13 protein-coding genes, 1 rRNA gene and 1 other annotated feature are annotated in these 22,825 nt (G+C 66.8%); of the genes, 5 read left to right on the top strand and 9 right to left on the bottom strand.

The annotated features are described in order from the left end of the window. Position 1: 1 nt before the first annotated feature. The 5 genes from rrf to map all read right to left on the bottom strand — a co-directional run bounded on the left by rrf (position 2) and on the right by map (position 9,234). Positions 2-118 (bottom strand): 5S ribosomal RNA (gene rrf, locus AB4Z09_RS27105). 127 nt (positions 119-245) lie between these two features. After that, positions 246-4,646, bottom strand: a sequence feature (most likely nonfunctional fraction of RNA operon). 312 nt (positions 4,647-4,958) lie between these two features. Continuing rightward, positions 4,959-5,453, bottom strand: a complete 495-nt coding sequence (locus AB4Z09_RS27100; protein ID WP_114724554.1) for a hypothetical protein — start codon at positions 5,451-5,453, stop codon at positions 4,959-4,961. Positions 5,454-5,458: 5 nt separating this feature from the next. Further along, positions 5,459-5,641 (bottom strand): hypothetical protein, encoded by a 183-nt coding sequence (locus AB4Z09_RS27095; protein ID WP_114724545.1) that lies wholly within the window; start codon positions 5,639-5,641, stop codon positions 5,459-5,461. A 14-nt stretch (positions 5,642-5,655) separates the two neighbouring features. Beyond that, positions 5,656-8,454 carry an FAD-binding and (Fe-S)-binding domain-containing protein gene (locus AB4Z09_RS27090; protein ID WP_442241158.1) on the bottom strand — a complete coding sequence of 933 codons (2,799 nt, stop codon included), beginning with the start codon at positions 8,452-8,454 and terminating at the stop codon, positions 5,656-5,658. Positions 8,455-8,463: 9 nt separating this feature from the next. After that, positions 8,464-9,234 carry a type I methionyl aminopeptidase gene (gene map, locus AB4Z09_RS27085; RefSeq protein ID WP_442241157.1) on the bottom strand — a complete coding sequence of 257 codons (771 nt, stop codon included), beginning with the start codon at positions 9,232-9,234 and terminating at the stop codon, positions 8,464-8,466. 56 nt (positions 9,235-9,290) lie between these two features. Between map and AB4Z09_RS27080 the strand changes: the two genes are divergently transcribed. Continuing rightward, a complete protein-coding gene (locus AB4Z09_RS27080; protein WP_114724548.1) occupies positions 9,291-9,572 on the top strand; it encodes a helix-turn-helix domain-containing protein in 282 nt (93 codons plus the stop codon). Here AB4Z09_RS27080 and AB4Z09_RS27075 read toward each other — a convergent pair. Then, a complete protein-coding gene (locus AB4Z09_RS27075; RefSeq protein WP_442241156.1) occupies positions 9,538-9,873 on the bottom strand; it encodes an ArsR/SmtB family transcription factor in 336 nt (111 codons plus the stop codon). The two genes, AB4Z09_RS27080 and AB4Z09_RS27075, sit on opposite strands and share 35 nt — an antisense overlap. Further along, the gene (locus AB4Z09_RS27070; RefSeq protein WP_442241155.1) at positions 9,860-10,312 is read right to left on the bottom strand and encodes an ATPase; all 453 of its coding nucleotides are present in this window, start codon (positions 10,310-10,312) and stop codon (positions 9,860-9,862) included. The genes AB4Z09_RS27075 and AB4Z09_RS27070 overlap by 14 nt, the downstream gene beginning before the upstream one ends. Positions 10,313-10,592: 280 nt before the next feature. Here AB4Z09_RS27070 and AB4Z09_RS27065 point away from each other — a divergent pair, with 280 nt between their 5' ends. From AB4Z09_RS27065 to AB4Z09_RS27050, 4 genes are all read left to right on the top strand, one after another. Next, a complete protein-coding gene (locus AB4Z09_RS27065) occupies positions 10,593-12,395 on the top strand; it encodes a glycosyl transferase (protein WP_442241159.1) in 1,803 nt (600 codons plus the stop codon). Between the two features lie 28 nt (positions 12,396-12,423). Continuing rightward, on the top strand, positions 12,424-15,732 hold the full coding sequence (locus tag AB4Z09_RS27060) for an arabinosyltransferase domain-containing protein (protein WP_442241154.1): 3,309 nt from the start codon (positions 12,424-12,426) through the stop codon (positions 15,730-15,732). 73 nt (positions 15,733-15,805) lie between these two features. Then, positions 15,806-19,126, top strand: coding sequence for an arabinosyltransferase domain-containing protein (locus AB4Z09_RS27055; RefSeq protein WP_174907493.1), 3,321 nt, complete (start codon positions 15,806-15,808; stop codon positions 19,124-19,126). Positions 19,127-19,322: 196 nt separating this feature from the next. Further along, positions 19,323-20,285: a hypothetical protein gene (locus AB4Z09_RS27050; RefSeq protein WP_429520159.1), complete on the top strand. Its 963-nt coding sequence runs from the start codon at positions 19,323-19,325 to the stop codon at positions 20,283-20,285. Between the two features lie 36 nt (positions 20,286-20,321). On the opposite strand, the gene AB4Z09_RS27045 is transcribed toward AB4Z09_RS27050, so the two are convergent. Together AB4Z09_RS27045 and AB4Z09_RS27040 are read right to left on the bottom strand one after the other, a co-directional pair. Continuing rightward, the gene (locus AB4Z09_RS27045) at positions 20,322-21,866 is read right to left on the bottom strand and encodes an acyl-CoA carboxylase subunit beta (RefSeq protein WP_174907490.1); all 1,545 of its coding nucleotides are present in this window, start codon (positions 21,864-21,866) and stop codon (positions 20,322-20,324) included. Then, positions 21,867-22,825: thioesterase domain-containing protein (locus AB4Z09_RS27040; protein ID WP_442241153.1), on the bottom strand; the 959-nt coding region annotated here is incomplete at its 5' end.

The following is a 22,825-nucleotide window of genomic DNA, read 5'->3' as shown; positions in this document are numbered from 1 at the left end:
TGTTCGGCGGTGTCCTACTCTCCCACACCCTGTCGGGTGCAGTACCATCGGCGCTGGAGGGCTTAGCTTCCGGGTTCGGAATGGGACCGGGCGTTTCCCCTCCGCTATGGCCGCCGTAACTCTATGAAACTGTCACACATTCAATTCCCCCGCCCGAACCACCCGCCGGCACAAGACCTGGGGTGTTGGGGGTGAATGGTATCTGTGTGTTGTTTCAGATACCGCACAGTGGACGCGTAGCTTCTTTGTGGTAAGTCCTCGGCCTATTAGTACCAGTCACCTCCACACGTTACCGTGCTTCCAGTTCTGGCCTATCAACCCGGTGGTCTGCCGGGGGCCTTACCCCCTCGAGGGGGTGAGAAACCTCATCTTGGAACAGGCTTCCCGCTTAGATGCTTTCAGCGGTTATCCCTTCCGAACGTAGCTAACCAGCAGTGCTCCTGGCGGAACAACTGGCACACCAGAGGTTCGTCCGTCCCGGTCCTCTCGTACTAGGGACAGCCTTCCTCAAGTTTCTAACGCGCGCGGCGGATAGAGACCGAACTGTCTCACGACGTTCTAAACCCAGCTCGCGTGCCGCTTTAATGGGCGAACAGCCCAACCCTTGGGACCTACTCCAGCCCCAGGATGCGACGAGCCGACATCGAGGTGCCAAACCATCCCGTCGATATGGACTCTTGGGGAAGATCAGCCTGTTATCCCCGGGGTACCTTTTATCCGTTGAGCGACACCGCTTCCACTTGCCGGTGCCGGATCACTAGTCCCGACTTTCGTCCCTGCTCGACCTGTCAGTCTCACAGTCAAGCTCCCTTGTGCACTTGCACTCAACACCTGATTGCCAACCAGGCTGAGGGAACCTTTGGGCGCCTCCGTTACATTTTGGGAGGCAACCGCCCCAGTTAAACTACCCACCAGGCACTGTCCCTGAACCAGATCATGGTCCGAGGTTAGATGTCCAATACGATCAGAGTGGTATTTCAACAACGACTCCACGAACACTGGCGTGCCCGCTTCACAGTCTCCCACCTATCCTACACAAACCGAACCGAACACCAATACCAAGCTATAGTGAAGGTCCCGGGGTCTTTTCGTCCTGCCGCGCGTAACGAGCATCTTTACTCGTAATGCAATTTCGCCGAGTCTGTGGTTGAGACAGCAGAGAAGTCGTTACGCCATTCGTGCAGGTCGGAACTTACCCGACAAGGAATTTCGCTACCTTAGGATGGTTATAGTTACCACCGCCGTTTACTGGGGCTTAAATTCTCAGCTTCGCCATTGCTGGCTAACCGGTCCTCTTAACCTTCCAGCACCGGGCAGGCGTCAGTCCGTATACATCGTCTTACGACTTCGCACGGACCTGTGTTTTTAGTAAACAGTCGCTTCTCTCTGGTCTCTGCGGCCCCACCCAGCTCACCAAGCAAGTTGGATCACCAGACGAGGCCCCCCTTCTCCCGAAGTTACGGGGGCATTTTGCCGAGTTCCTTAACCACAGTTATCTCGATCGCCTTAGTATTCTCTACCTGACCACCTGTGTCGGTTTGGGGTACGGGCCGTGTGAAAGCTCGCTAGAGGCTTTTCTCGGCAGCATAGGATCACTGAATTCGCCTCAATCGGCTACGCATCACGTCTCAGGCTGTATGTGACCCGGATTTGCCTAGGCCACGCCCTACACGCTTACACCAGTATTACCACTGACTGGCTCAGCTACCTTCCTGCGTCACCCCATCGCTTGGCTACTACCAGATCAGGTCCCGTGCATCCACATCCAGGTTCCCCGAAGGGAAGTAAGGACGCTTCAGGACGGTTAGTATCACTGATTCACCAGGGGCGCGTTCACACGGGTACGGGAATATCAACCCGTTGTCCATCGACTACGCCTGTCGGCCTCGCCTTAGGTCCCGACTCACCCTGGGCGGATTAACCTGGCCCAGGAACCCTTGGTCATTCGGCGGACGAGTTTCTCACTCGTCTTTCGCTACTCATGCCTGCATTCTCACTCGTGCAGCCTCCACAACTAGGTCACCCCGCTGCTTCCATGGCTGCACGACGCTCCCCTACCCATCCACACCACTGCACAACCCCCCGCAGGAGGAAATGGGTGTTATGTGAATGCCGCGGCTTCGGCGGTGTACTTGAGCCCCGCTACATTGTCGGCGCAGGATCACTTGACCAGTGAGCTATTACGCACTCTTTCAAGGGTGGCTGCTTCTAAGCCAACCTCCTGGTTGTCTTCGCGACCCCACATCCTTTTCCACTTAGTACACGCTTAGGGGCCTTAGCCGGCGATCTGGGCTGTTTCCCTCTCGACTACGAAGCTTATCCCCCGCAGTCTCACTGCCGCGCTCTCACACTCTGGCATTCGGAGTTTGGCTGACGTCAGTAACCTTGTGGGGCCCATCGGCCATCCAGTAGCTCTACCTCCAGAGTGAAACACGCGACGCTGCACCTAAATGCATTTCGGGGAGAACCAGCTATCACGGAGTTTGATTGGCCTTTCACCCCTACCCACAGCTCATCCCCTCAGTTTTCAACCTAAGTGGGTTCGGGCCTCCACGACGTCTTACCGTCGCTTCACCCTGGCCATGGGTAGATCACTCCGCTTCGGGTCTAGAACATGCCACTACGGACGCCCTATTCGGACTCGCTTTCGCTACGGCTACCCCACACGGGTTAACCTCGCGACATGCCGCTAACTCGCAGGCTCATTCTTCAAAAGGCACGCCATCACCCCCAACACCGAAGTGTTCGAAGGCTCTGACGGATTGTAAGCGCACGGTTTCAGGTACTATTTCACTCCCCTCCCGGGGTACTTTTCACCTTTCCCTCACGGTACTAGTCCGCTATCGGTCACCAGGGAGTATTCAGGCTTATCGGGTGGTCCCGACAGATTCACAGCAGATTTCACGGGCCCGCTGCTACTTGGGTGTCCACTACAACAGTCACCATGTTTTCGTCTACGGGATTCTCACCCTCTACGACAGGCCGTTCCAGACCACTTCGACTAACACGATGATTTCTTACTGTTGGCCAACCCGGCAGAATTGACAAAATGGATCCCACAACCCCACGAATGCAACGCCCGCCGGCTATCACACATCCATGGTTTAGCCTCTTCCGCATGCTCCTTAGAAAGGAGGTGATCCAGCCGCACCTTCCGGTACGGCTACCTTGTTACGACTTCGTCCCAATCGCCGATCCCACCTTCGACGGCTCCCTCCACAAGGGTTAGGCCACCGGCTTCGGGTGTTACCGACTTTCATGACGTGACGGGCGGTGTGTACAAGGCCCGGGAACGTATTCACCGCAGCGTTGCTGATCTGCGATTACTAGCGACTCCGACTTCACGGGGTCGAGTTGCAGACCCCGATCCGAACTGAGACCGGCTTTAAGGGATTCGCTCCACCTCACGGTATCGCAGCCCTCTGTACCGGCCATTGTAGCATGTGTGAAGCCCTGGACATAAGGGGCATGATGACTTGACGTCGTCCCCACCTTCCTCCGAGTTGACCCCGGCAGTCTCCTGCGAGTCCCCGCCATTACGCGCTGGCAACACAGGACAAGGGTTGCGCTCGTTGCGGGACTTAACCCAACATCTCACGACACGAGCTGACGACAGCCATGCACCACCTGTATACCGACCACAAGGGGGGCCGTATCTCTACGGCTTTCCGGTATATGTCAAACCCAGGTAAGGTTCTTCGCGTTGCATCGAATTAATCCACATGCTCCGCCGCTTGTGCGGGCCCCCGTCAATTCCTTTGAGTTTTAGCCTTGCGGCCGTACTCCCCAGGCGGGGCGCTTAATGCGTTAGCTACGGCACGGATCCCGTGGAAGGAAACCCACACCTAGCGCCCACCGTTTACGGCGTGGACTACCAGGGTATCTAATCCTGTTCGCTACCCACGCTTTCGCTCCTCAGCGTCAGTTACTGCCCAGAGACCCGCCTTCGCCACCGGTGTTCCTCCTGATATCTGCGCATTTCACCGCTACACCAGGAATTCCAGTCTCCCCTGCAGTACTCAAGTCTGCCCGTATCGCCTGCAAGCCAGCAGTTGAGCTGCTGGTTTTCACAGACGACGCGACAAACCGCCTACGAGCTCTTTACGCCCAGTAATTCCGGACAACGCTCGCACCCTACGTATTACCGCGGCTGCTGGCACGTAGTTGGCCGGTGCTTCTTCTGCAGGTACCGTCACTCTCGCTTCGTCCCTGCTGAAAGAGGTTTACAACCCGAAGGCCGTCATCCCTCACGCGGCGTCGCTGCATCAGGCTTTCGCCCATTGTGCAATATTCCCCACTGCTGCCTCCCGTAGGAGTCTGGGCCGTGTCTCAGTCCCAGTGTGGCCGGTCGCCCTCTCAGGCCGGCTACCCGTCGTCGCCTTGGTAGGCCATTACCCCACCAACAAGCTGATAGGCCGCGGGCCCATCCTGCACCAGTAAACCTTTCCAACCCCCACCATGCAGTGGAGGCTCATATCCGGTATTAGACCCAGTTTCCCAGGCTTATCCCGAAGTGCAGGGCAGATCACCCACGTGTTACTCACCCGTTCGCCGCTCGTGTACCCCGAAGGGCCTTACCGCTCGACTTGCATGTGTTAAGCACGCCGCCAGCGTTCGTCCTGAGCCAGGATCAAACTCTCCGTTGAAGACTCTAGATTGGCCAGCCAAAGCCGGCAATCAGTCATAGACATCGAGTCAAATCACTAGCAAAATAAACTCAAACTAGCTCCTAACCAGATCCGGACCCGGACGCAAATCCGTGAACCAGAACCGATCGAAGCAGATTCGCCAGGCGCTCTCCGTACAACCTCGTTTTCCCAGTCCCTCAGGTCCGGGTCGGTGTCCGTGTCGCTCTGACCTGGAATAAGTTACGCGAACCTGTCACCGAATGCCAAATCGCCTGGTCAGAGCGCATGAACGGCGTACTTTGCGTGAACATCCGGTGCCGGGGGACCCCGTCAGGGCATCTCCACCGTCTCCGCTCGTGCGATCTCCCCGATCGCGGCCCGGATGTACCCGATGGACGGCACGTCGGCGGTTGCCAGGAGATCGGCGATCACCAGGATCGCGCTGCGCAGGTAGTCGGCCTGACCGATCCGTTGCGCGTCGTCGCTCATCTCCGTGAGTCCGAGCGAACCGGTGAGAACAGCAGCCAACGCCGTGACGTCGAGCCCGGGCAGCCAGGCGAGTGCCGCGCCGGCGACCCGCGTCAGCGCGTCCTGGATGTCGTCCCCCGAGAAACCGTCGGGATGCAGATCCTCGAGCAGCGCACGCACGACACCGGCGTGCACGAGGGTCACCTGCTCGAACGGCAGGGCGATCAGTTCTTCCACGGCCTCACCGAGCTGGTCGGCGGAGGCGGCGCGGGCGGCGGTCAGGGCGATGTCGGTGGCGACCGCGATCTGCCGCGCGGTCGTCGGCCATTCGCTGGGCCAGCCGTCGGGTCGCGACATCGTCGTCACACCGCCGCGCTCAGTGCGACGGAGAGCGGCACCGCCGTCAGGCAGAGGACGGCCGTGACGAGCAGACCGATCACGAGCCGCTTGTCCCACTTTCCCCGCGCGCCGCTCGCCGCGAGGACGAACAGGACGAAGCCGATACAGACGGAGACGATGGTGACGATGACAGGCGTGGAGACCATGACTGGATTGTGCCTCAGTCGCCGGTGAGCAGGACTTCCGCCAGGTGCATCCCGCGTCGGTCGGTCAGATCACCGATCTGGGTCCGGCACGAATACCCGTCCGCGAGGATCACCGCGTCCCGTCCGGCGCTCGCGACCGCCGGCAACAACTGATGCTCGGCGATCGCGACGGAGACGTCGTGGTGGCCCCGCTCCACCCCGAAGTTCCCCGCGAGTCCGCAGCACCCGCCGAGCCGCTCCACCCGCGCACCGGCCCGGCGCAGCAGGGCCGCGTCGGTGCCCCACCCCATCACCGCGTGGTGGTGGCAGTGCGGTTGCGCGACGACCGCGGTACCGGACAGGTCCGGCGGCGCCCAGCCGTCCCGGTCGGTGAGCAGTTCGGCGAGGGTGGCGGTGGAGTCGGCGACGCGTCGCGCCTCGTCGGTGCCGAGCAGGTCCACGCCGTCGGACCGCAGGACCGCCGTGCACGACGGTTCCATCCCCACGATCGGTACCCCTTCCCCCGCCAACGCGGTGACGGTGCGGCCGAGGATCCGTCTGGCGGCGTCGAGCTGACCGGTCGTGATCCAGGTCAGTCCGCAGCACTGTCTCTTCGCAGTCAGTCGGGGCCGGAAGCCGGCGTCCTCCAGGACGCGGACGGTCGCGATCCCGACCTCGGGCGTGAAACGGTCGGTGAAGGTATCGACGAACAGCACCACCGGGTCACCGGTGGTACGGCGATCGGCGGCGGTGTCGGCGAACCAGCGTCGGAACGAGACGGGCGCGAACTGCGGGATGTTCCGCCGACGGTCCGCGCCCCCGAGCGTCAACGCGGCCGACGCGACACCCGGCAACCGGGTCATCGCGTTCACGAGACGAGGTGCCCGGCCGGCGAGCGCGGCCCACCGCGGCAGCCACCCCAACGAATAGTGCGAGACCGGACGCAGGCGCCCCCGGTAACTCTGGTGCAGGACCTCCGACTTGTAGGAGGCCATGTCGACGCCCGTCGGGCAGTCGGACCCGCAACCCTTGCACGACAGACACAGATCGAGGGCGTCGTGCACCTCCGGCGATCGCCACCCCTTACTGACAAGGCTGCCGTTCACCATCTCCTGAAGGACGCGGGCGCGTCCACGCGTCGAGTCCTTCTCCTCCCGCGTCGCCACATAGGAGGGACACATCACGCCCCCGGTGCCGGTGGTGTCGGCGCGACACTTCCCGACGCCGGTGCAGCGGTGCACGGCCTGGGAGAAGTCGCCGTCGTCGCTGCGGTAGGCCAGGGCGAGGTTCGTGCGCAGCGGGGACGTCTGCGGGACGCGCAGGTCGGCGTCGACCGGACTCGGATCCACCAGGACACCCGGGTTGAGGAGGCTGTCGGGGTCGAAGACGTGTTTGACGGCGCCGAACAGACGCAGCGCGTCGGGCGAGTACATGAGCGGCAGCAACTCGCTGCGCGCGCGGCCGTCGCCGTGCTCCCCCGACAACGACCCGCCGTACCTTGCCACCAGTTCGGCGGCGGCGACCAGGAAGCGTCGGAAGACGTCGGTGCCGGACGGCCGATCCAGCGGCAGGTCCAGGCGGATGTGCAGGCAGCCGTCGGCGAAGTGCCCGTACGGCAGTCCGGTGAGGCCGAACTCGGTGAGCAGGGCCTCGAAGTCGCGCAGGTAGGGGCCCATCCGGTCGGGTGGGACGGCGGCGTCCTCCCACCCGGCGTACGCGGGCTTGCCGGCGGGACTGCGTCCGGCCAGACCCGCGCCGTCCTCCCGGATCCGCCACAGCGCCGCGGCCCGCGCCGGGTCGTCGACGACGAGGGCGTCGATCGCGCGGCAGCCGTCGGCCAACGCCCGCGCCCGATCGAGCACGTCGTCGCGGGTGTCCCCCGCGATCTCCACGAACAACCAGGCCGCCCCGCGCGGCAACAGCGGCACGGCCTGCGGTCCGCGTCGTTCGCGCACGACGTCGACCAGGCGCGAATCGATGCCCTCGCATGCCGTCGGCCGGAAACCGAGGACGGCCTTGGCGTCGTCGCCGGCGGAGGCGATGTCGTCGTAGCCGAGCGCGACCAGCACCCGGTGCGCCGGATCCTGCACCAGACGCACGGTGGCCCGCGTGACGATCCCGAGCGTGCCCTCGCTGCCGACGAGGAACCTCACGACGTCGAAGCCGTTCTCCGGCAGCAGGTGCTCCAGGCCGTACCCCGACGCCTGGCGTCCGAAGCGGCCGAATTCGGTTCGGATGGTTGCCAATCCGGTGCGCGTGACGTCACGCAGGCGATCGAGCAGCGGGGTGTCGGTCGCCGCCGGGAGCGACAACGCCTCCCCCGCGCCGGTGAGGAGCTCGAGCCCCACGACATTGTCGGAGGTGCGGCCGTACCCGAGAGTCCGTGCACCGCAGGCATTGTTGCCGATCATCCCGCCGATGGTGCAGCGGTTGTGGGTGGACGGATCGGGCCCGAACCGTAGGCCGTGCGGAGCCGCGGCCCGCTGCAGGACGGCCTGCACGACACCGGGTTCGACGACGGCGGTGCGACGGTCGGGATCGACGCCGAGGACCCGGCCCAGGTGGCGACTGAAGTCGAGGACCACGCCCGGACCGACCGCGTTGCCCGCGACCGACGTCCCGGCACCGCGCGCCGTGATCGGAACACCCTCGGCACGGCACACGTCGAGCACCGTCGCGACCTCGTCGATCGCACGCGGAAACACCACGGTGGTGGGCGGCACCCGGTACAGCGAGGCGTCCGACGAATACATCGCGCGGGTGGTGCCGTCGTCGCGGACGTCCCACACCCCAGCGCGGCGCAGCGCGTCGGAGATCGGCGTCCAGTCCGGCATAGGTGCAGCCTAGTGCTGCGCCGTGAGCACCACCGGGCCGTCGTCGGTGATCGCGACGCTGTGCTCGCTGTGCGCAGCGCGGGCGCCGGTGATCGTTTGCAGGGTCCAGCCGTCGGCGCCGTGCCGATAGTCGTCGGAGCCGTCGGCGATGAGCATCGGTTCGATCGCGAGGACCAGGCCGGGGCGCAAGCGCATGCCTCGGCCGGCGCGGGCCTCGTTGGGCACGTCCGGAGACTCGTGCATTACCCGGCCGATGCCGTGACCACCGTGGTCGGCGAGCAGGCCGAAACCCTGGTCTCGGGCGTAGTCACCGATCGCGGCGCCGATGTCGCCGAGACGGTTTCCGGGCTGCGCGGCGGCGATACCGCGCCGCAGCGCCTCGTCGGTGGCAGCGACGAGCGCCTCGTCCGCGGATGCCGCGGTGCCGACGACGAAACTGATCGCCGCGTCGCCGCACCAGCCGTCGAGTTTCGCGCCGCAGTCGATGCTCACCAGGTCGCCGTCACGCAGCCGGTAGTCCGACGGGATACCGTGCACGACAGCATCATTGACGCTCGCGCAGATCACGCCCGGAAACGGGAACGGCGCCCAGTTCGGGCGGTAGTCCAGGAACACCGGCGCGGCGCCCGCATCGGCGATGACCTTCGCGGCCACCGCATCGAGATCGAGCAGACCCACCCCGATCCCCGCGTGCGCCCGCGCCGCCGCGAGAGCGTCGGCGACGACACGTCCCACCCGCTTCATCGCGTCGATCTCGGTTGCAGTCTTCAGTTCGACCATGATTCGCCCTCTTGTTCGGTGTTGCGAATAACTATACCGGTATTACTATAGGCATCATGGTGCGCGTGCCGCTGACGGCGGAAGAACTGGAACGGGGACGGCGACTCGGCGAGCTGCTGCGATCGGCGCGCGGTGACGCGAGCATGGTGCAGGTCGCGCTGGATGCGGACATCTCGGTGGAGACGCTGCGCAAGATCGAGACCGGACGCATCGCGACGCCGGCGTTCTTCACGATCGCCGCCGTCGCACGCGTCCTCGACATCTCCCTCGACCGCATCGCCGCAGCCCTCGGGGACGAGTCCGTCAATCCGGATCGGGCGCCTCGGCGTGCATCTTGATGCGTTCGAGTCGGCGATCCCAGCCGGTCGCGATCCGCTCGAGCTGAAGAGCCGCCTCGCTCAACCGTGCGCCGACGGCGACGAATCGCACCTCCCGGCCGTCACGTTCGGCCTCCACCAGTCCCACCTCCTGCAGCACCGCGAGATGTTTCGCGATCGCCTGCCGCGACACCGGGAGCTCGCGCGCGAGCGCCGACGCCGACGCCGACGACCGTCCGAGCCGGAGCAGGATGCTCCAGCGGGTGTCGTCGGCGAGGGCCGCGAACACGACGGGCGGATCGAGGGCTTCACCCGACCGCATCGACCGCCTCCTCCGTATGACGCTTCGCGAGGGCCATCTCGGCGCGCCAGCCTTCGACGTGGCTGTCGTACCGGCTGCGCCGCTCCTCCGCACTCTCTGGCAACGACGCGAACCCGCTCTCTGCGACCCGCAACACGACGCTCGTCGGTGAGGTCTCCTCGATCCGGAACTCCACCAACGTCGACGGCCCGTCCGGCGCGTCGACGTCGGTGAGCCAACGGAACGCCGCGTAGCGGGGCTCGTCCAGTTCCACCGTCGCGAACGCGAACGCGCCGTGATCGGGATCGTGGACGACGTCCAGGTCGCCGCGACGCTCGACGCGATGCGGCACGATCTGCTCGTCGTTGATGTACCAGCCCGGTTCACTCACGAGCTTCCACACTCGCGCAGCCGAGGCGTCGATCGCGATCTCGCGCTCGATTCGATCCAACTCGTCCATCGGTTCCATCCCTCCGGTCGTTCAGATTTATTTGCAACTCCAGGGTTGCAGATCGCGCGGGCCGATGCAACCCCCAAGTTGCACATCAACCGGGAGGGATCGGGATGGTCCGCCGGCCCGGGTCCCGCTGTCCGCTATGCCCGCTACGTGTTCCAGGACGGTTTCTTCTCACAGGTGGCACCCAGCTAGCTGCGGTAATGTCGCGTCCGGCCAACTGACGGCTGCGCGGCGCCCCGCCCCTTCCGTCCAGCGACGCGAAAGGGGCGATGTGAGCGAGACCCTGCAACTGTCAGACGGGAACATCTCGTCCGCACCGACTCCCCCGGCGCAGACAACCGTCGCTCCCACCCGCTCCCGGCGGATCCGGATCGCGCCCGCCGACTTCGTCGCCACCGTCTCGTTCCTCGCGCTCGCGGTGTTCGTCCTCGGACGCCAGTGGAAGCACCTCGGCGACGGATACCTGGTCCGCAGCGGCCAGGACCAGACCATGTGGGAGTGGTTCTTCGCGGTCACTGCGCACTCGCTCGCCAACCTCGAGAGTCCCGGGAAGATACTGTCGAGCACGCTGCAGAACTATCCGCTCGGCGTGAACCTGATGGCCAACACCGCGATGTTCGGCGTCAGCATCCCGCTCGCCCCCGTCACGCTGCTGTTCGGGCCCACCGTCACCTTCACGCTCGCACTCACGCTGGGCCTGGCCGGCACCGCCACCGCCTGGTACTGGGTGCTGTCGCGGTACGTGGTGCAGTCCCGGTTCGCGGCCGCGGTGGGCGGCGTCGTGTGCGGCTTCGCGCCGGCGATGATCTCGCACACCAACGGTCACCCCAATTTCGTCGCGCTGTTCCTGCTGCCGTTCATCGCGCTGCTGGTCATCCGCCTCGGCAGCGGCGAGCGCCTGATCCGCAACGGCGTCATGCTCGGCCTGGCCGTCGCCTACCAGATCTTCCTGGGCGAGGAACCTCTGCTGATCTACGCGATCGCCTTCACGATCTTCGGAATCGCTTACGGTGCATCCCATCCCGGCAAGGCGGTCGCCGCCGTCCGGCGCGGTTTCAAGGGGCTGTGCGTCGCCGGCGCCGTCACACTCGCGATCGTCGCGATCCCGCTGTGGTGGCAGTTCCTCGGACCACAGAGCTACCACTCGATCGAACACGGGCCGGTCGGCAACGACGTCAACGCGTTCACCCGCTTCCCCACCCAGTCGCTCGCCGGCGGTCCGGGATCGGCTGCGGGCCTGTCGATGAACGCCACCGAGGAGAACGCCTTCTTCGGCTGGCCGCTGCTCCTGCTCGCCGCGATGACCGCAGTGTGGCTGTGGCGCCTGCCGATGGCCCGCGCCGCCGCCGCGACATTTGTCGTGCTCGCTGTGCTTTCTATGGGCGTCGAACTGACCATCGCGCACAACGACACCGGCATCACGCTTCCGTGGTCGTGGTTCGCGAAACTGCCACTGCTCGAATCGGTCCTGGAATCCCGCTTCGCGATGGGCTGCATTCCGGCCATCGCGATCCTCCTGGCACTGGGCACCGACCGCGCGATCACCGCCGGACGCGCCGGACAGCGATCGACGACGCTGCTGTGGTTGGGCTGGCTGACCGTTGCACTGCTCCCCCTCGCCCCCGCGCCGCTCGACATCGCCCACCGAACCCCCGCGCCCGCATTCTTCGCGGACGGGACGTGGCGCTCGTACGTGTCCGACGGGTCGGTCGTCACCGTCCCGTTGCCGCGCCCCGAGGACGCCCGGGCCCTGCAATGGCAAGTGGGGCAACGCTTCGGATACCCGGTCGCCGGAGGCTATTTCGTCGGACCGGCCGGACCGGAGGACAAGGGCAAGTACGGGCCCGACGACCGCCCGACCGCGATGCTCCTCGGCAAGACCCAGAGCACCGGCCAGGTGCCCGCCATCGACGACAGCACCCGAGCGACCGCGCTCGCGGACCTCGAGTTCTGGAACGCCGACGTCGTGGTGCTGCCGCCCGGCAAGAATCAGCAGGCCCTGCTCACCACCGTCAACCGACTGCTCGGCGTCGACGGACGATGGGTGGACGGCGTCTGGGTCTGGGACGTGCGGAATCTGACCTGACCGGGCGGCTCACCTAGAGTCGAACACCGTGCCCGACGACCCGACCGCCCCGACCTCGCCCGACGACCGCTCCACCGCGAAGGACGTGCGCACCGCCCGCCTCGTCGCCATCGTCACCGGCCTGCTGGGCGCGATCCTCGCGATCGCGACGCCCTTCCTACCGGTGACGCAGGACGCGGCATCGGTGAGCTGGCCACAGAACGGCAGCCTCACGAGCGTCGAGGCGCCGCTCGTCTCGTACACCCCGCAGCAGTTGCACGTGAGCATCCCGTGCAGCGCCGTCGGGCAGCTGACCGAGAGCGGCGGGGCGCTCGTCGCCACCGCGCCGCCCCAGGCGGGCCGCGCCGAAGCCGAYGGCCTCGTCATCAAGGTGGATGCGGCGTCGAGCACCGAACCCGCACGCCTGCGGGCGATCCTGCGTGACACCGCACTGCTGTCGGTGCCGGTCGACGACCTGCAGGGCTGCACCGAGATCGTCGTGACATCCGACCCGCAGGGCACCACCGCCGCCGTCGCCGGCCTGCCCGACGAACAGGCGACCACCATCGACGGCGACGTCCGGCCACAGATGGTCGGCATCTTCTCCGACCTGCAGGGCGCCCCGCCGGCCGGCCTGGACGTCCGCGCCGACATCGACTCCCGCTTCTCGTCGAGCCCCACCCTGATCAAGCTGGTCGCGATGATCGGCGCCGTGCTCGCGACACTGGCCTCGCTCGTGGCGCTGCACCGCCTCGACGGCGTCGACGGCCGCCGCGCCCGCCGCTTCCTGCCGGCACGCTGGTGGAAGTTCACCGGCATCGACGGGGTCGTCATCGGCGGGCTGCTGCTGTGGCACGTCGTGGGCGCCAACACGTCCGACGACGGCTACCTGCTCAACATGGCCCGCGTCTCCGAGAACGCCGGCTACATGGCCAACTACTTCCGCTGGTTCGGCGTCCCCGAGGCGCCGTTCGGCTGGTACTACGACGTGCTGGTGCTGTTCACGAAGGTGAGCACCGCGAGCATGTGGATGCGACTGCCCGCACTGATCGCCGGGATCCTCTGCTGGTTGATCATCAGCCGCGAGGTGATCCCGCGACTGGGTCGCGCGGTGCGCACCAACTCGACCGCCATCTGGACCGCCGGCCTGGTCTTCCTGGCGTTCTGGCTGCCGTTCAACAACGGCCTGCGCCCCGAACCGATCATCGCGCTCGGCGCACTGCTCACGTGGTGCTCGATCGAACGCGCCATCGCCACCGGACGCCTGCTGCCCGCCGCCGTCGCGGTGCTGATCGCGGCGTTCTCGCTCGCCGCCGGCCCGTCCGGACTGATCGCGCTCGCCGCCCTCATCGCCGGATCCCGGCCGATCGTGCAGACGCTCCTGAAGCGAGGCCGGAAGGTCGGCATCGCCGGGCAGGTCGCGCCGATCCTGGCGTCCGGCACCGTCGTGCTCGTCGCGGTGTTCGCCGACCAGACCCTCGCGTCGGTCCTCGAGGCCACCCGTGTCCGCACCGCCGTCGGGCCCAACGTGCCGTGGTTCGACGAGCGCCTGCGCTGGGACGCGCTGCTCAACGTCTCCCCCGACGGCTCGCTGGCCCGCCGCTTCGGCGTCTTCGTCATGCTGCTGTGCCTGGTGGTGTGCGTGATGATGGTGCTGCGCCGCGGGGGCCGCATCCCCGGCACCGCCGTCGGGCCGTCCCGCCGCATCCTCGGCATCATCTTCGCGTCGCTGCTGCTGATGAGCTTCACGCCCACCAAGTGGACGCACCACTTCGGCGTGTACGCGGGTCTCGCCGGCTCCGTCGCCGCGCTCGCCGCCGTCGCGGTCGCCGGCGCGAGCCTGCGCTCCAAGCGCAACCGGACCCTGTTCGCCGCGGCCGTGCTGTTCATCCTGGCGCTGTCGTTCACCGGCTCCAACGGCTGGTGGTACGTCTCGAGCTACGGCGTGCCGTGGTGGGACAAGCCGCCGTCCATCGGCGGGAAGGGCTTCTCCACCGCGCTGCTGGGCCTGACGGTCCTCGCGCTGCTGCTGGCCGCCTGGTACCACATCCGCGGGGCGTCCGGGAAGGACGAGGCGAACGGCAACGGCAACGGCGGCCGACTCGCCCGGGTCCGGCGCTGGTCGCCCGCACCGCTGACCCTGGCCGCCGCCGCGGTGGTGCTCTTCGAGATGCTCTCGCTCCTCAAGGGCGYCGTCGCGCAGTACCCGTCGTACTCGATCGCCCACTCCAACCTGAAGTCCGTGACCGGCGACTCGTGCGCGCTCGCCGACTACGTCCTCGTCGAGGACGACACGAACGCATCGCTGCTGAAGCTCCTGTCCCCGACCACTGATCCCGCCGGTGCGGGCGCGTTCGGCGCCACCGAATCGACCGGTTTCACGGCGAACGGTGTGGCCCGCGACCTCACCGCCGACAAGGAGAACGTCGCGGCCGGAGGCGCGAACAGCGTCGACAGCGGCACCGACTCCGACACCCAGACCACCACCGGCACCGGTGCCGGCACGGGCGGCGGCACCGAGACCACCGCGGGCGTCAACGGCAGCAGCGTGTCCCTGCCCTTCGGCCTCGACCCGGCGACCACACCGGTGCTCGGCAGCTACCAGTCCGGGGTCCAGCAGAAGTCCGACCTCGTCACCGGCTGGTACGGGCTGCCCGAGCGCAGCGACGACGCCCCGATCCTCACGATCGCGGCCGCCGGACGCATCCACTCCGTCGACCCCGACGGCGTCGTCACCGACGGCCAGCTGCTCGACGTCGAATACGGCACCCGCACCGCCGACGGCGGCATCGACGTCCTCGGACGCGTCGCCCCGATCGACATCGGTCCGGCGCCGTCGTGGCGGAACCTGCGGGTGCCGCTCGACCAGCTGCCCGCCGAGGCGAACGCCGTCCGGCTCGTCGCCTCCGACACCGGGCTCGCACCCGACCAGTGGCTCGCCATCACCCCGCCGCGGGTGCCGCACATGCAGACACTGCAGACCGTCGTCGGAAGCACCGCCCCGGTGCTGCTCGACTGGTCGGTGGGCCTGGCGTTCCCCTGCCAACGACCGTTCGCCCACCACGACGGCGTCGCCGAGGTGCCCGAGTACCGGATCCTGCCGGACCGCGTCGGCGCCCAGGCGACCAACGCGTGGCAGGACGCGATCGGTGGCGGCCCGCTCGGCTGGACGCATCTGTTGGTGAACGCGCAGACCATCCCGACGTATCTCGACCAGGACTGGCGGCGCGACTGGGGTTCCCTGGAACGGTTCACCCCGATCGTCCCGTCGGCGCAGGCCGCCGACATCGATGTGGAGCAAACGACCCGCTCAGGGCTGTGGTCGCCCGGTCCGATCCGCAACACGCCGCCCGCGTGACCTGCCTGTGAAGTACCTGAGAGGGATCGGGCTCATTTAGGTAACGGAAACATCTCGCCTACCATCGACAAACGTGCCAGACGTTGTGACAGCCCCCGCGCCCGGTCCCGAAGCCAGCGCTCCGCCCCCGGCTTCCCGTGCCCGAAACGCGGATGTCCGCAACGCTCGGCTGATCGCCGTCGTGACCGGCCTCCTCGGTGTCCTGCTCGCGCTGGCGACACCGTTCCTGCCGGTCACCCAGACCGCCGCGACGGTGTCGTGGCCCGACGGCCCGGTCGCGTCGAACATCGAAGCGCCGCTGATGTCGCAGGTGCCGGTGTCGCTGTCGGCGACGATCCCGTGCCGCGCCGTCGCCGAGCTGCCCGACGCGGGCGGCATCCTGCTGGCCACCGCGCCCCCGCAGGGTGAGAAGGCCGCGGTCAACGCGATGTTCGTGCGCGTCTCCTCCGAGACCGTCGACATCCTCGACCGCAACGTCATCGTCGCGACCGCGCCGCGCTCCGACGTCGAATCCGGGTGCACCGAGATCCGCATCGCCTCCGACGTCACCGGGACCACCGCCGAGTTCGTGGGCCTCACCGACGACGACGGCAAGCCGGTCACCGGCGAGCTGCTCCACGACTACCGCCCGCAGGTCGTCGGCATCTTCACCGACCTCGACGGCCAGTCGGTCCCCGGCCTGAGCTTCACGATGGACATCGACTCGCGGTTCTCGTCGAGCCCGACGCTGATCAAGCTCGTCGCGATGCTCGGCGCCGTCCTCGCGACCGCCGTCTCGCTGGTCGCACTGCACCGCCTCGACAGCGTCGACGGCCGCCACTCCCGCCGCTTCCTGCCCGCCCGGTGGTGGAAGCTGACCGGCGTCGACGGCGTCGTCGTCGGCACCCTCGTCGGCTGGCACTTCTTCGGCGCCAACACCGCCGACGACGGCTACCTGCTCACCATGGCCCGCGCATCCGAGCACTCGGGCTACATGGCCAACTACTTCCGCTGGTTCGGTGTCCCCGAGGCGCCGTTCGGCTGGTACTACGACGTCCTCGCCGCGATGGCGAAGATCTCCACCGCGAGCCCGTGGATGCGTCTGCCCGCACTGCTCGCCGCCGTCCTGTGCTGGATGGTCATCAGCCGCGAAGTGGTCCCGCGCCTCGGTCGCGCGGTGCGCACCAACTCCGTCGCCCTGTGGACCGGCGGCCTCGTGTTCCTCGCGTTCTGGCTGCCCTACAACAACGGCCTGCGCCCCGAACCGATCGTCGCCGTCGGTGCACTGCTCACGTGGTGCTCGATCGAACGCGCCATCGCCACCGCCCGCCTCCTGCCCGCCGCGATCGCCGCGCTGATCGGCGCGTTCACTCTCGCCGCCGCCCCGACCGGCCTGATGTGTATCGCCGCGCTGCTCGCCGGCATCCGCCCCATCACCCGAATCATCGTCCGACGCCGCCACCGGATCGGCACACTGTCGCAGCTGCTGCCCCTGGCGGCAGCCGGCATGCTGGTGCTGGTCGTGGTGTTCGCCGACCAGACCTGGGCGGCCGTGATGGAGGCCACGCGCGTCCGCACGATCATCGGACCGAACCTCGAATGGTTCCAGGACTACCAGCGCTACTACTTCCTGTTCGTGCAGACCACGGACGGCTCGCTGGCCCGCCGCTTCGCGTTCCTGACGATGCTGCTGTGCCTGTTCACGGTGCTGTTCGTGTTCCTGCGCCGCAAGCGGATCCCCGGCGTCGCCGCCGGACCGTCGTGGCGCCTGATGGGCATCGTGTTCGGAACGATCTTCTTCATGATGTTCAACCCCACGAAGTGGACCCACCACTTCGGGGCGTACGCGGGCATCGCCGGATCCCTCGCCGCGCTGACCGCCGTCGTCGTGTCGGCGAGTGCGCTGCGATCGCGGCGCAACCGCACCATGTTCCTCGCCGGCCTGCTGTTCGTGCTCGCGCTGTCGTTCTCCGGCATCAACGGGTACTGGTACGTCTCGAGCTACGGCGTGCCGTGGTTCGACAAGACGGTGCAGTTCAACGGACGCGAATCCTCCACCCTGTTCCTGGTGCTGTTCGGCCTCGCCGTGGCACTGATCGCGTGGCAGTACCTGCGTGAGGGCTACGCCCCCCCGCCCGAGAAACCCACCAGCCCCAAGGGCCGGCGGATCCGCAAGTTCGCGGCCGCCCCGCTGACCGTCATCGCCGGACTCATGGTGCTGTTCGAGGTGCTCTCGCTACTCAAGGGTGCGGTGTCGCAGTACCCGGCCTACTCGCTGGGCCGCTCCAACATCGAGGCGCTCGCCGGCAAGACGTGCGGCCTCGCCGACGACGTGCTCGTGGAACAGGACCCCAACGCGGGCGCCCTGCGCCCGATCGTCGACCGGGCCAACCCGCTGGCCGACCCCAACGATCCGCTCGCCGGCAGCAAGCCCGTCGGCTTCACCCCCAACGGTGTGCCGGACGACCTGACAGCCGACTACGTCGAAGTCAAGGCCGGCATGGGCAACACCGACAGCCAGAGCATCGGGCCCACCTTCGAGACCGGAGGCGGATCCGGCACCACCGGCGGCGTCGGCGCCCTCGGCGTCAACGGCAGCACCGTCAAACTGCCGTTCGGGCTCGACCCCGCCCGCACCCCGATCCTCGGCAGCTACCAGGACGGCGTCCAGCAGCAGGCATCCGTCGTCTCCAGCTGGTACCAGCTGCCCGAACGCAGCGACGACTCCCCGCTCGTGGTGATCTCCGCCGCCGGCCGCATCTGGTCCGTCGACCAGATCACCGGACAGACCAACTACGGACAGCCGCTCAACCTCGAGTACGGCAAGCGTCAGCCCGACGGCACCGTCGACATCCAGGGCACCTACGTCCCCCGCGACATCGGCCCCGCGCCGTCGTGGCGGAACCTGCGGATCCCGCTCGACGAACTGCCCGCCGACACCGACGTCGTCCGGATCAACGCGTCCGACCCCAACCTGACCGGCGACCAGTGGTTCGCGTTCACGCCGCCGCGCGTGCCCAAGCTCGAATCGCTCAGCAGCGTCGTCGGCACCGCACAGCCCGTCCTGCTGGACTGGGCCGTCGGACTGCAGTTCCCGTGCCAGCGTCCGTTCAACCACCTCAACGGTGTCGCCGAGATGCCGAACTACCGGATCCTGCCCGACCGGCCCCTCGCCGTCAGCTCCACCGACACGTGGCAGTCCCTCGAAAACGGCGGACCCCTCGGCTGGACCGAGATGCTCGCCGGCGCCACCACCGTCCCGACGTACCTGAACAACGACTGGGGCCGCGACTGGGGCTCCCTCGAGCGGTACGACCGGCACTACCCCAACGCCGCAACGGCAACCGTCGACACCGAGCAGATCAACCGCTCGGGCTTCTGGTCCCCGGGGACGCTGAGGGTGTACGAGCCGTAGGGCCTGTCGGCCTGTCGGCCTGTCGGCCTGTTGGCCTGTTGGCCTGTTGGCCTGTTGGCCGAATGTCACATGCGTTCAGTTCGATTGAACGTATGTGACATTCGGCCATTAAGAGGGTTGTGGATAACCACATTGCTTATCCACAGAGGCGCCAAGGAGCCGTGAACTCGCTCGACCAGCCGCAATCATGACCTCCATGAGACGAGGATCGTGGGGCGACGACGGCGCGGCAGGACTCCACCACCTGAGCGTCAACGGGATCGTCCGAACCGCAACACTCCTCGAGCAGGGCGTCACGCGCGGGGCCATCTCAGGGCGATGTCGCCGCGGAGGACCCTGGCAGCGCGTGCTGCCCGGTGTCGTAGCACTCCAGAGCGGTTCCCTGAGCACCCTCCAACGCAACACCGCAGCGCTGCTGTACGGCGGCGATGGCGCCGTGCTCTCCGGCCACGCGGCACTCGGGGCCCACGGATACGACCAGTCCGCGAGCAAAGGCGACGTCCTGCTGCTCATTCCGTCGACGAAGCACCGGCGCGACTTCTCGTTCGTCACGGTCGAACGGACGTGGCGAATGCCTGACCATCTCACTCGAGGCACCCTGCGCATCGCTCCGATCGCCCGCAGCCTGCTCGACGCGGCACGACGCACATCGCTGCCCGACGCCTGCCGGGCGCTGCTCACCGGCGCAGTACAGCGCGGGGACGTTGACGTCGACCAACTCGCCGAAGAACTCGACAATGGAAGCTGCCGTGGCAGCGCACTGCCCCGGCGAGTTGTCCGCGAACTGTCCGACGATGCTCATTCGGTCGCGGAGATCGCTGCGCAGCAGCTCTACGCGACGACCACGCTGCCACTGATGGTGCACAACAAGGACATCATCGGCGCCGACGGCACCTGGCTCGCACGCCCCGACGGGTGGATCGACGACCTCGCCGTCGCTTGGGAAATCGACTCTCTCAAACACCATTTCAGCGCGCAGGCACACGAGGCGACGATGCTCCGGCGCGCCCGGATGCAGCGGCACGGGATCATCGTCGTGACGCACCTACCGAAGCAGATCCAACGCGATCCGAGCACCGTCATCGCGGATCTCGTGATCGCGTGTGAGCAGGCGTCGGCCCGTGAACGGCCGAATGTCACATACGTTCAATCGAAGTGAACGTATGTGACATTCGGCCAACAGCAGGGAAAGCGATCAGAACGGCAGCAAGTGGTGCTTGCGCGGGTTCTTGAACACCGTCTTGTCGCGGAGCAGGGTGAGTGCCTTGCGGATCTCGAGGCGGGTGGTCGACGGCTCGATGACGGCGTCGATGTAGCCGCGCTCGGCCGCGATGTACGGCGTCGCGACATGCTCGTTGTAGAAGTTGATGAGCTGCGCGCGGACGGCGGGGGCGTTGTCGCCGGCGGCCTCGATCTGCTTGCGGCCGATGAGGTTGACCGCGCCCTCGGCACCCATGACCGCGATGCGGGCGGTAGGCCAGGCCAGGTTGACGTCGGCGCCGAGCTGCTTGGAGCCCATCACCGCGTAAGCGCCGCCGTACGCCTTACGAACCACGACAGTAACCTTCGGGACGGTCGCCTCGACGTACGCGAACAGGAAGCGACCGCCACGCTTGATGACGCCGACCTTCTCCTGCTCCACACCGACCAGGAAGCCCGGAGTGTCGACGACGAACACCAGCGGAATGTCGTACGCGTTGCAGACCCGCACGAAGTGCGCGCCCTTGTCCGACGCCGCGGCGTCGAGCGCACCAGACAGCTGCATCGGCTGGTTCGCGACGACGCCGACCGGGCGGCCGTCGACTCGTGCGAAGCCGGTGATGAGGTTCTGCGCAGACTGGCTGCGGACCTCGAGGAACTCGCCGTCGTCGAAGATCTTGATGAGGATGTCGTGCATGTCGTAGCCGGCGTTGTCGGCGTCGGGCATGAACGCGTCGAGCGACAGATCGTCCTCGGTGATCTCCGGCTCGAGGCCCGGGTTGATGATCGGAGGCTTCTCGGTGCAGCTCGACGGCATGTAGCTCAGGTACTCGCGCGCGTACTCGAACGCGGCCTTCTCGTCGGCCGCGACGTGATGGATGTTGCCGTACTCGGCCTGGTGGCGGGCGCCACCCAGCTCGTCGAGGCTGACGTCCTCGCCGGTGACCGACTTGATGACGTCCGGACCGGTGACGAACATGTACGACTCTTCGGTCGCGATCACGATGTCGGTGTTGATCGGTGCGTACACCGCACCGCCGGCGCACTTGCCGAGGATGATCGAGATCTGCGGGCACATGCCCGACAGCGGCTCCTGGCGACGACCCATCTCGGCATACCACGCGAGCGACGTCACCGCGTCCTGGATGCGCGCGCCCGCGGATTCGTTGATGCCGACGACAGGGCAGCCGATCTTGATGGCGAAGTCGTTGACGGCGGCGACCTTGCGGCCGAAGATCTCGCCTGCGGCACCGCCGAAGACGGTCTGGTCGTGCGCGAACACCGCGACCGGACGCCCGTCGACCAGGCCGTGGCCGGTGACGACACCGTCGCCGTACGGGTTGGACGCGTCACCGGGCTGGCGGGCCAGCTGGCCCATCTCGACGAACGTGCCCGGGTCGAGGAGCATGTCGATGCGCTCGCGCGGCGTCGGCAGGCCCTTGTCCTTGCGCTTCTGGATCGCTTTGGGGTTACCCGGGGCCTTCGACAGCTCGAGCTTTTCGTGCAGTTCCGCAAGTTTTTCTGCGGTGGTGGTGCTCACTCAGTTGCTCCGCTTCTCGATCTCGGCCAGCTTGTTCGACAGGTCCGCGCCGACCTTGGAGATGTAGGGCTCGTCGACGATCTGGATGTGGTCGCCACCGATGTAGACGACCTCCAGGTTCTCCGCCACCTCGCCCCAGCCGCCGTCGGGCTGACGCGTCCCGAACGACGGCTCGAGGTTGATCGCGTCGTCGTGGTACTTGTCCGCCATGTACAGCACGACGTCGCCGTCGTACTGCTGCGGGTCCGCCGTCTGGATGGCCCGGTTGTCGAGCCACGACGTGCGCTGGTGTTCGATGATGCCGCCGGGGATCTTGGCGCCGCTCAGCTTCAGCAGATCCATGAGGATCCCGATCTGCTCCTCGTCGCTGCCGGCCTCCGCGAGGCGATCGAACGGCAGCGGCGCGTCGACGCCGTACGTCTTCTTCGCGAACGCCGCGTAGCGCTGCCAGCGGGCCCGGATCTCGTCGGGGGTGTCCTCGACCTTCTCGCCGGCCATGACGGTGTCGATCAGTCCGACGATCCGGACGTCGGCACCCTGCTCGCGCAGCTGACGGGCGACCGCGTAGGCGAGCACGCCACCGAGCGACCAGCCTGCCAACACGTACGGGCCGTCACCCTGGATCTCGCGCAGCAGCGGCACGTAGGCCGCGGCGCGCTCGTCGATCGGGCCCTCGACCCGCTCCAGGCCGAACATCGGGGTGTCCGCGGGCAGACGCTTGAGCAGCGGCTCGTACGCCACCGTCGAACCACCCGCCGGATGGAACACGAACACCGGCACCGCATCCGAACCCTCGGCGCGAGGACGCAACGTGCGCACCAGACCGTCGATCTTCAGACCGTCCTCGAGATGCTGACGCACCGTCTCGGCCAACTGCTCGATGGTCTCGGCGTCGAGGACGTCGTCGACGGTGATCTCGCCACCGGACCGCTCGGTCAGACGGGCCGCCAACTTCTCGG

The organism is Rhodococcus sp. TAF43 (genome assembly GCF_052113525.1).
GTDB lineage: Bacteria > Actinomycetota > Actinomycetes > Mycobacteriales > Mycobacteriaceae > Prescottella.
Note: the sequence above shows the minus strand (reverse complement) of the source record. Positions and strands in the feature narration are given on the sequence as shown.

Bases quoted from the DNA above. Each gene is read 5' to 3' on its own strand.
- AB4Z09_RS27100 (WP_114724554.1), bottom strand. From the start codon at position 5,453: ATGTCGCGACCCGACGGCTGGCCCAGCGAATGGCCGACGACCGCGCGG.
- AB4Z09_RS27095 (WP_114724545.1), bottom strand. From the start codon at position 5,641: ATGGTCTCCACGCCTGTCATCGTCACCATCGTCTCCGTCTGTATCGGC.
- AB4Z09_RS27070 (WP_442241155.1), bottom strand. From the start codon at position 10,312: ATGGACGAGTTGGATCGAATCGAGCGCGAGATCGCGATCGACGCCTCG.
- map (WP_442241157.1), bottom strand. From the start codon at position 9,234: ATGGTCGAACTGAAGACTGCAACCGAGATCGACGCGATGAAGCGGGTG.
- AB4Z09_RS27050 (WP_429520159.1), top strand. From the start codon at position 19,323: ATGAGACGAGGATCGTGGGGCGACGACGGCGCGGCAGGACTCCACCAC.
- AB4Z09_RS27080 (WP_114724548.1), top strand. From the start codon at position 9,291: ATGGTGCGCGTGCCGCTGACGGCGGAAGAACTGGAACGGGGACGGCGA.
- AB4Z09_RS27075 (WP_442241156.1), bottom strand. From the start codon at position 9,873: ATGCGGTCGGGTGAAGCCCTCGATCCGCCCGTCGTGTTCGCGGCCCTC.
- AB4Z09_RS27090 (WP_442241158.1), bottom strand. From the start codon at position 8,454: ATGCCGGACTGGACGCCGATCTCCGACGCGCTGCGCCGCGCTGGGGTG.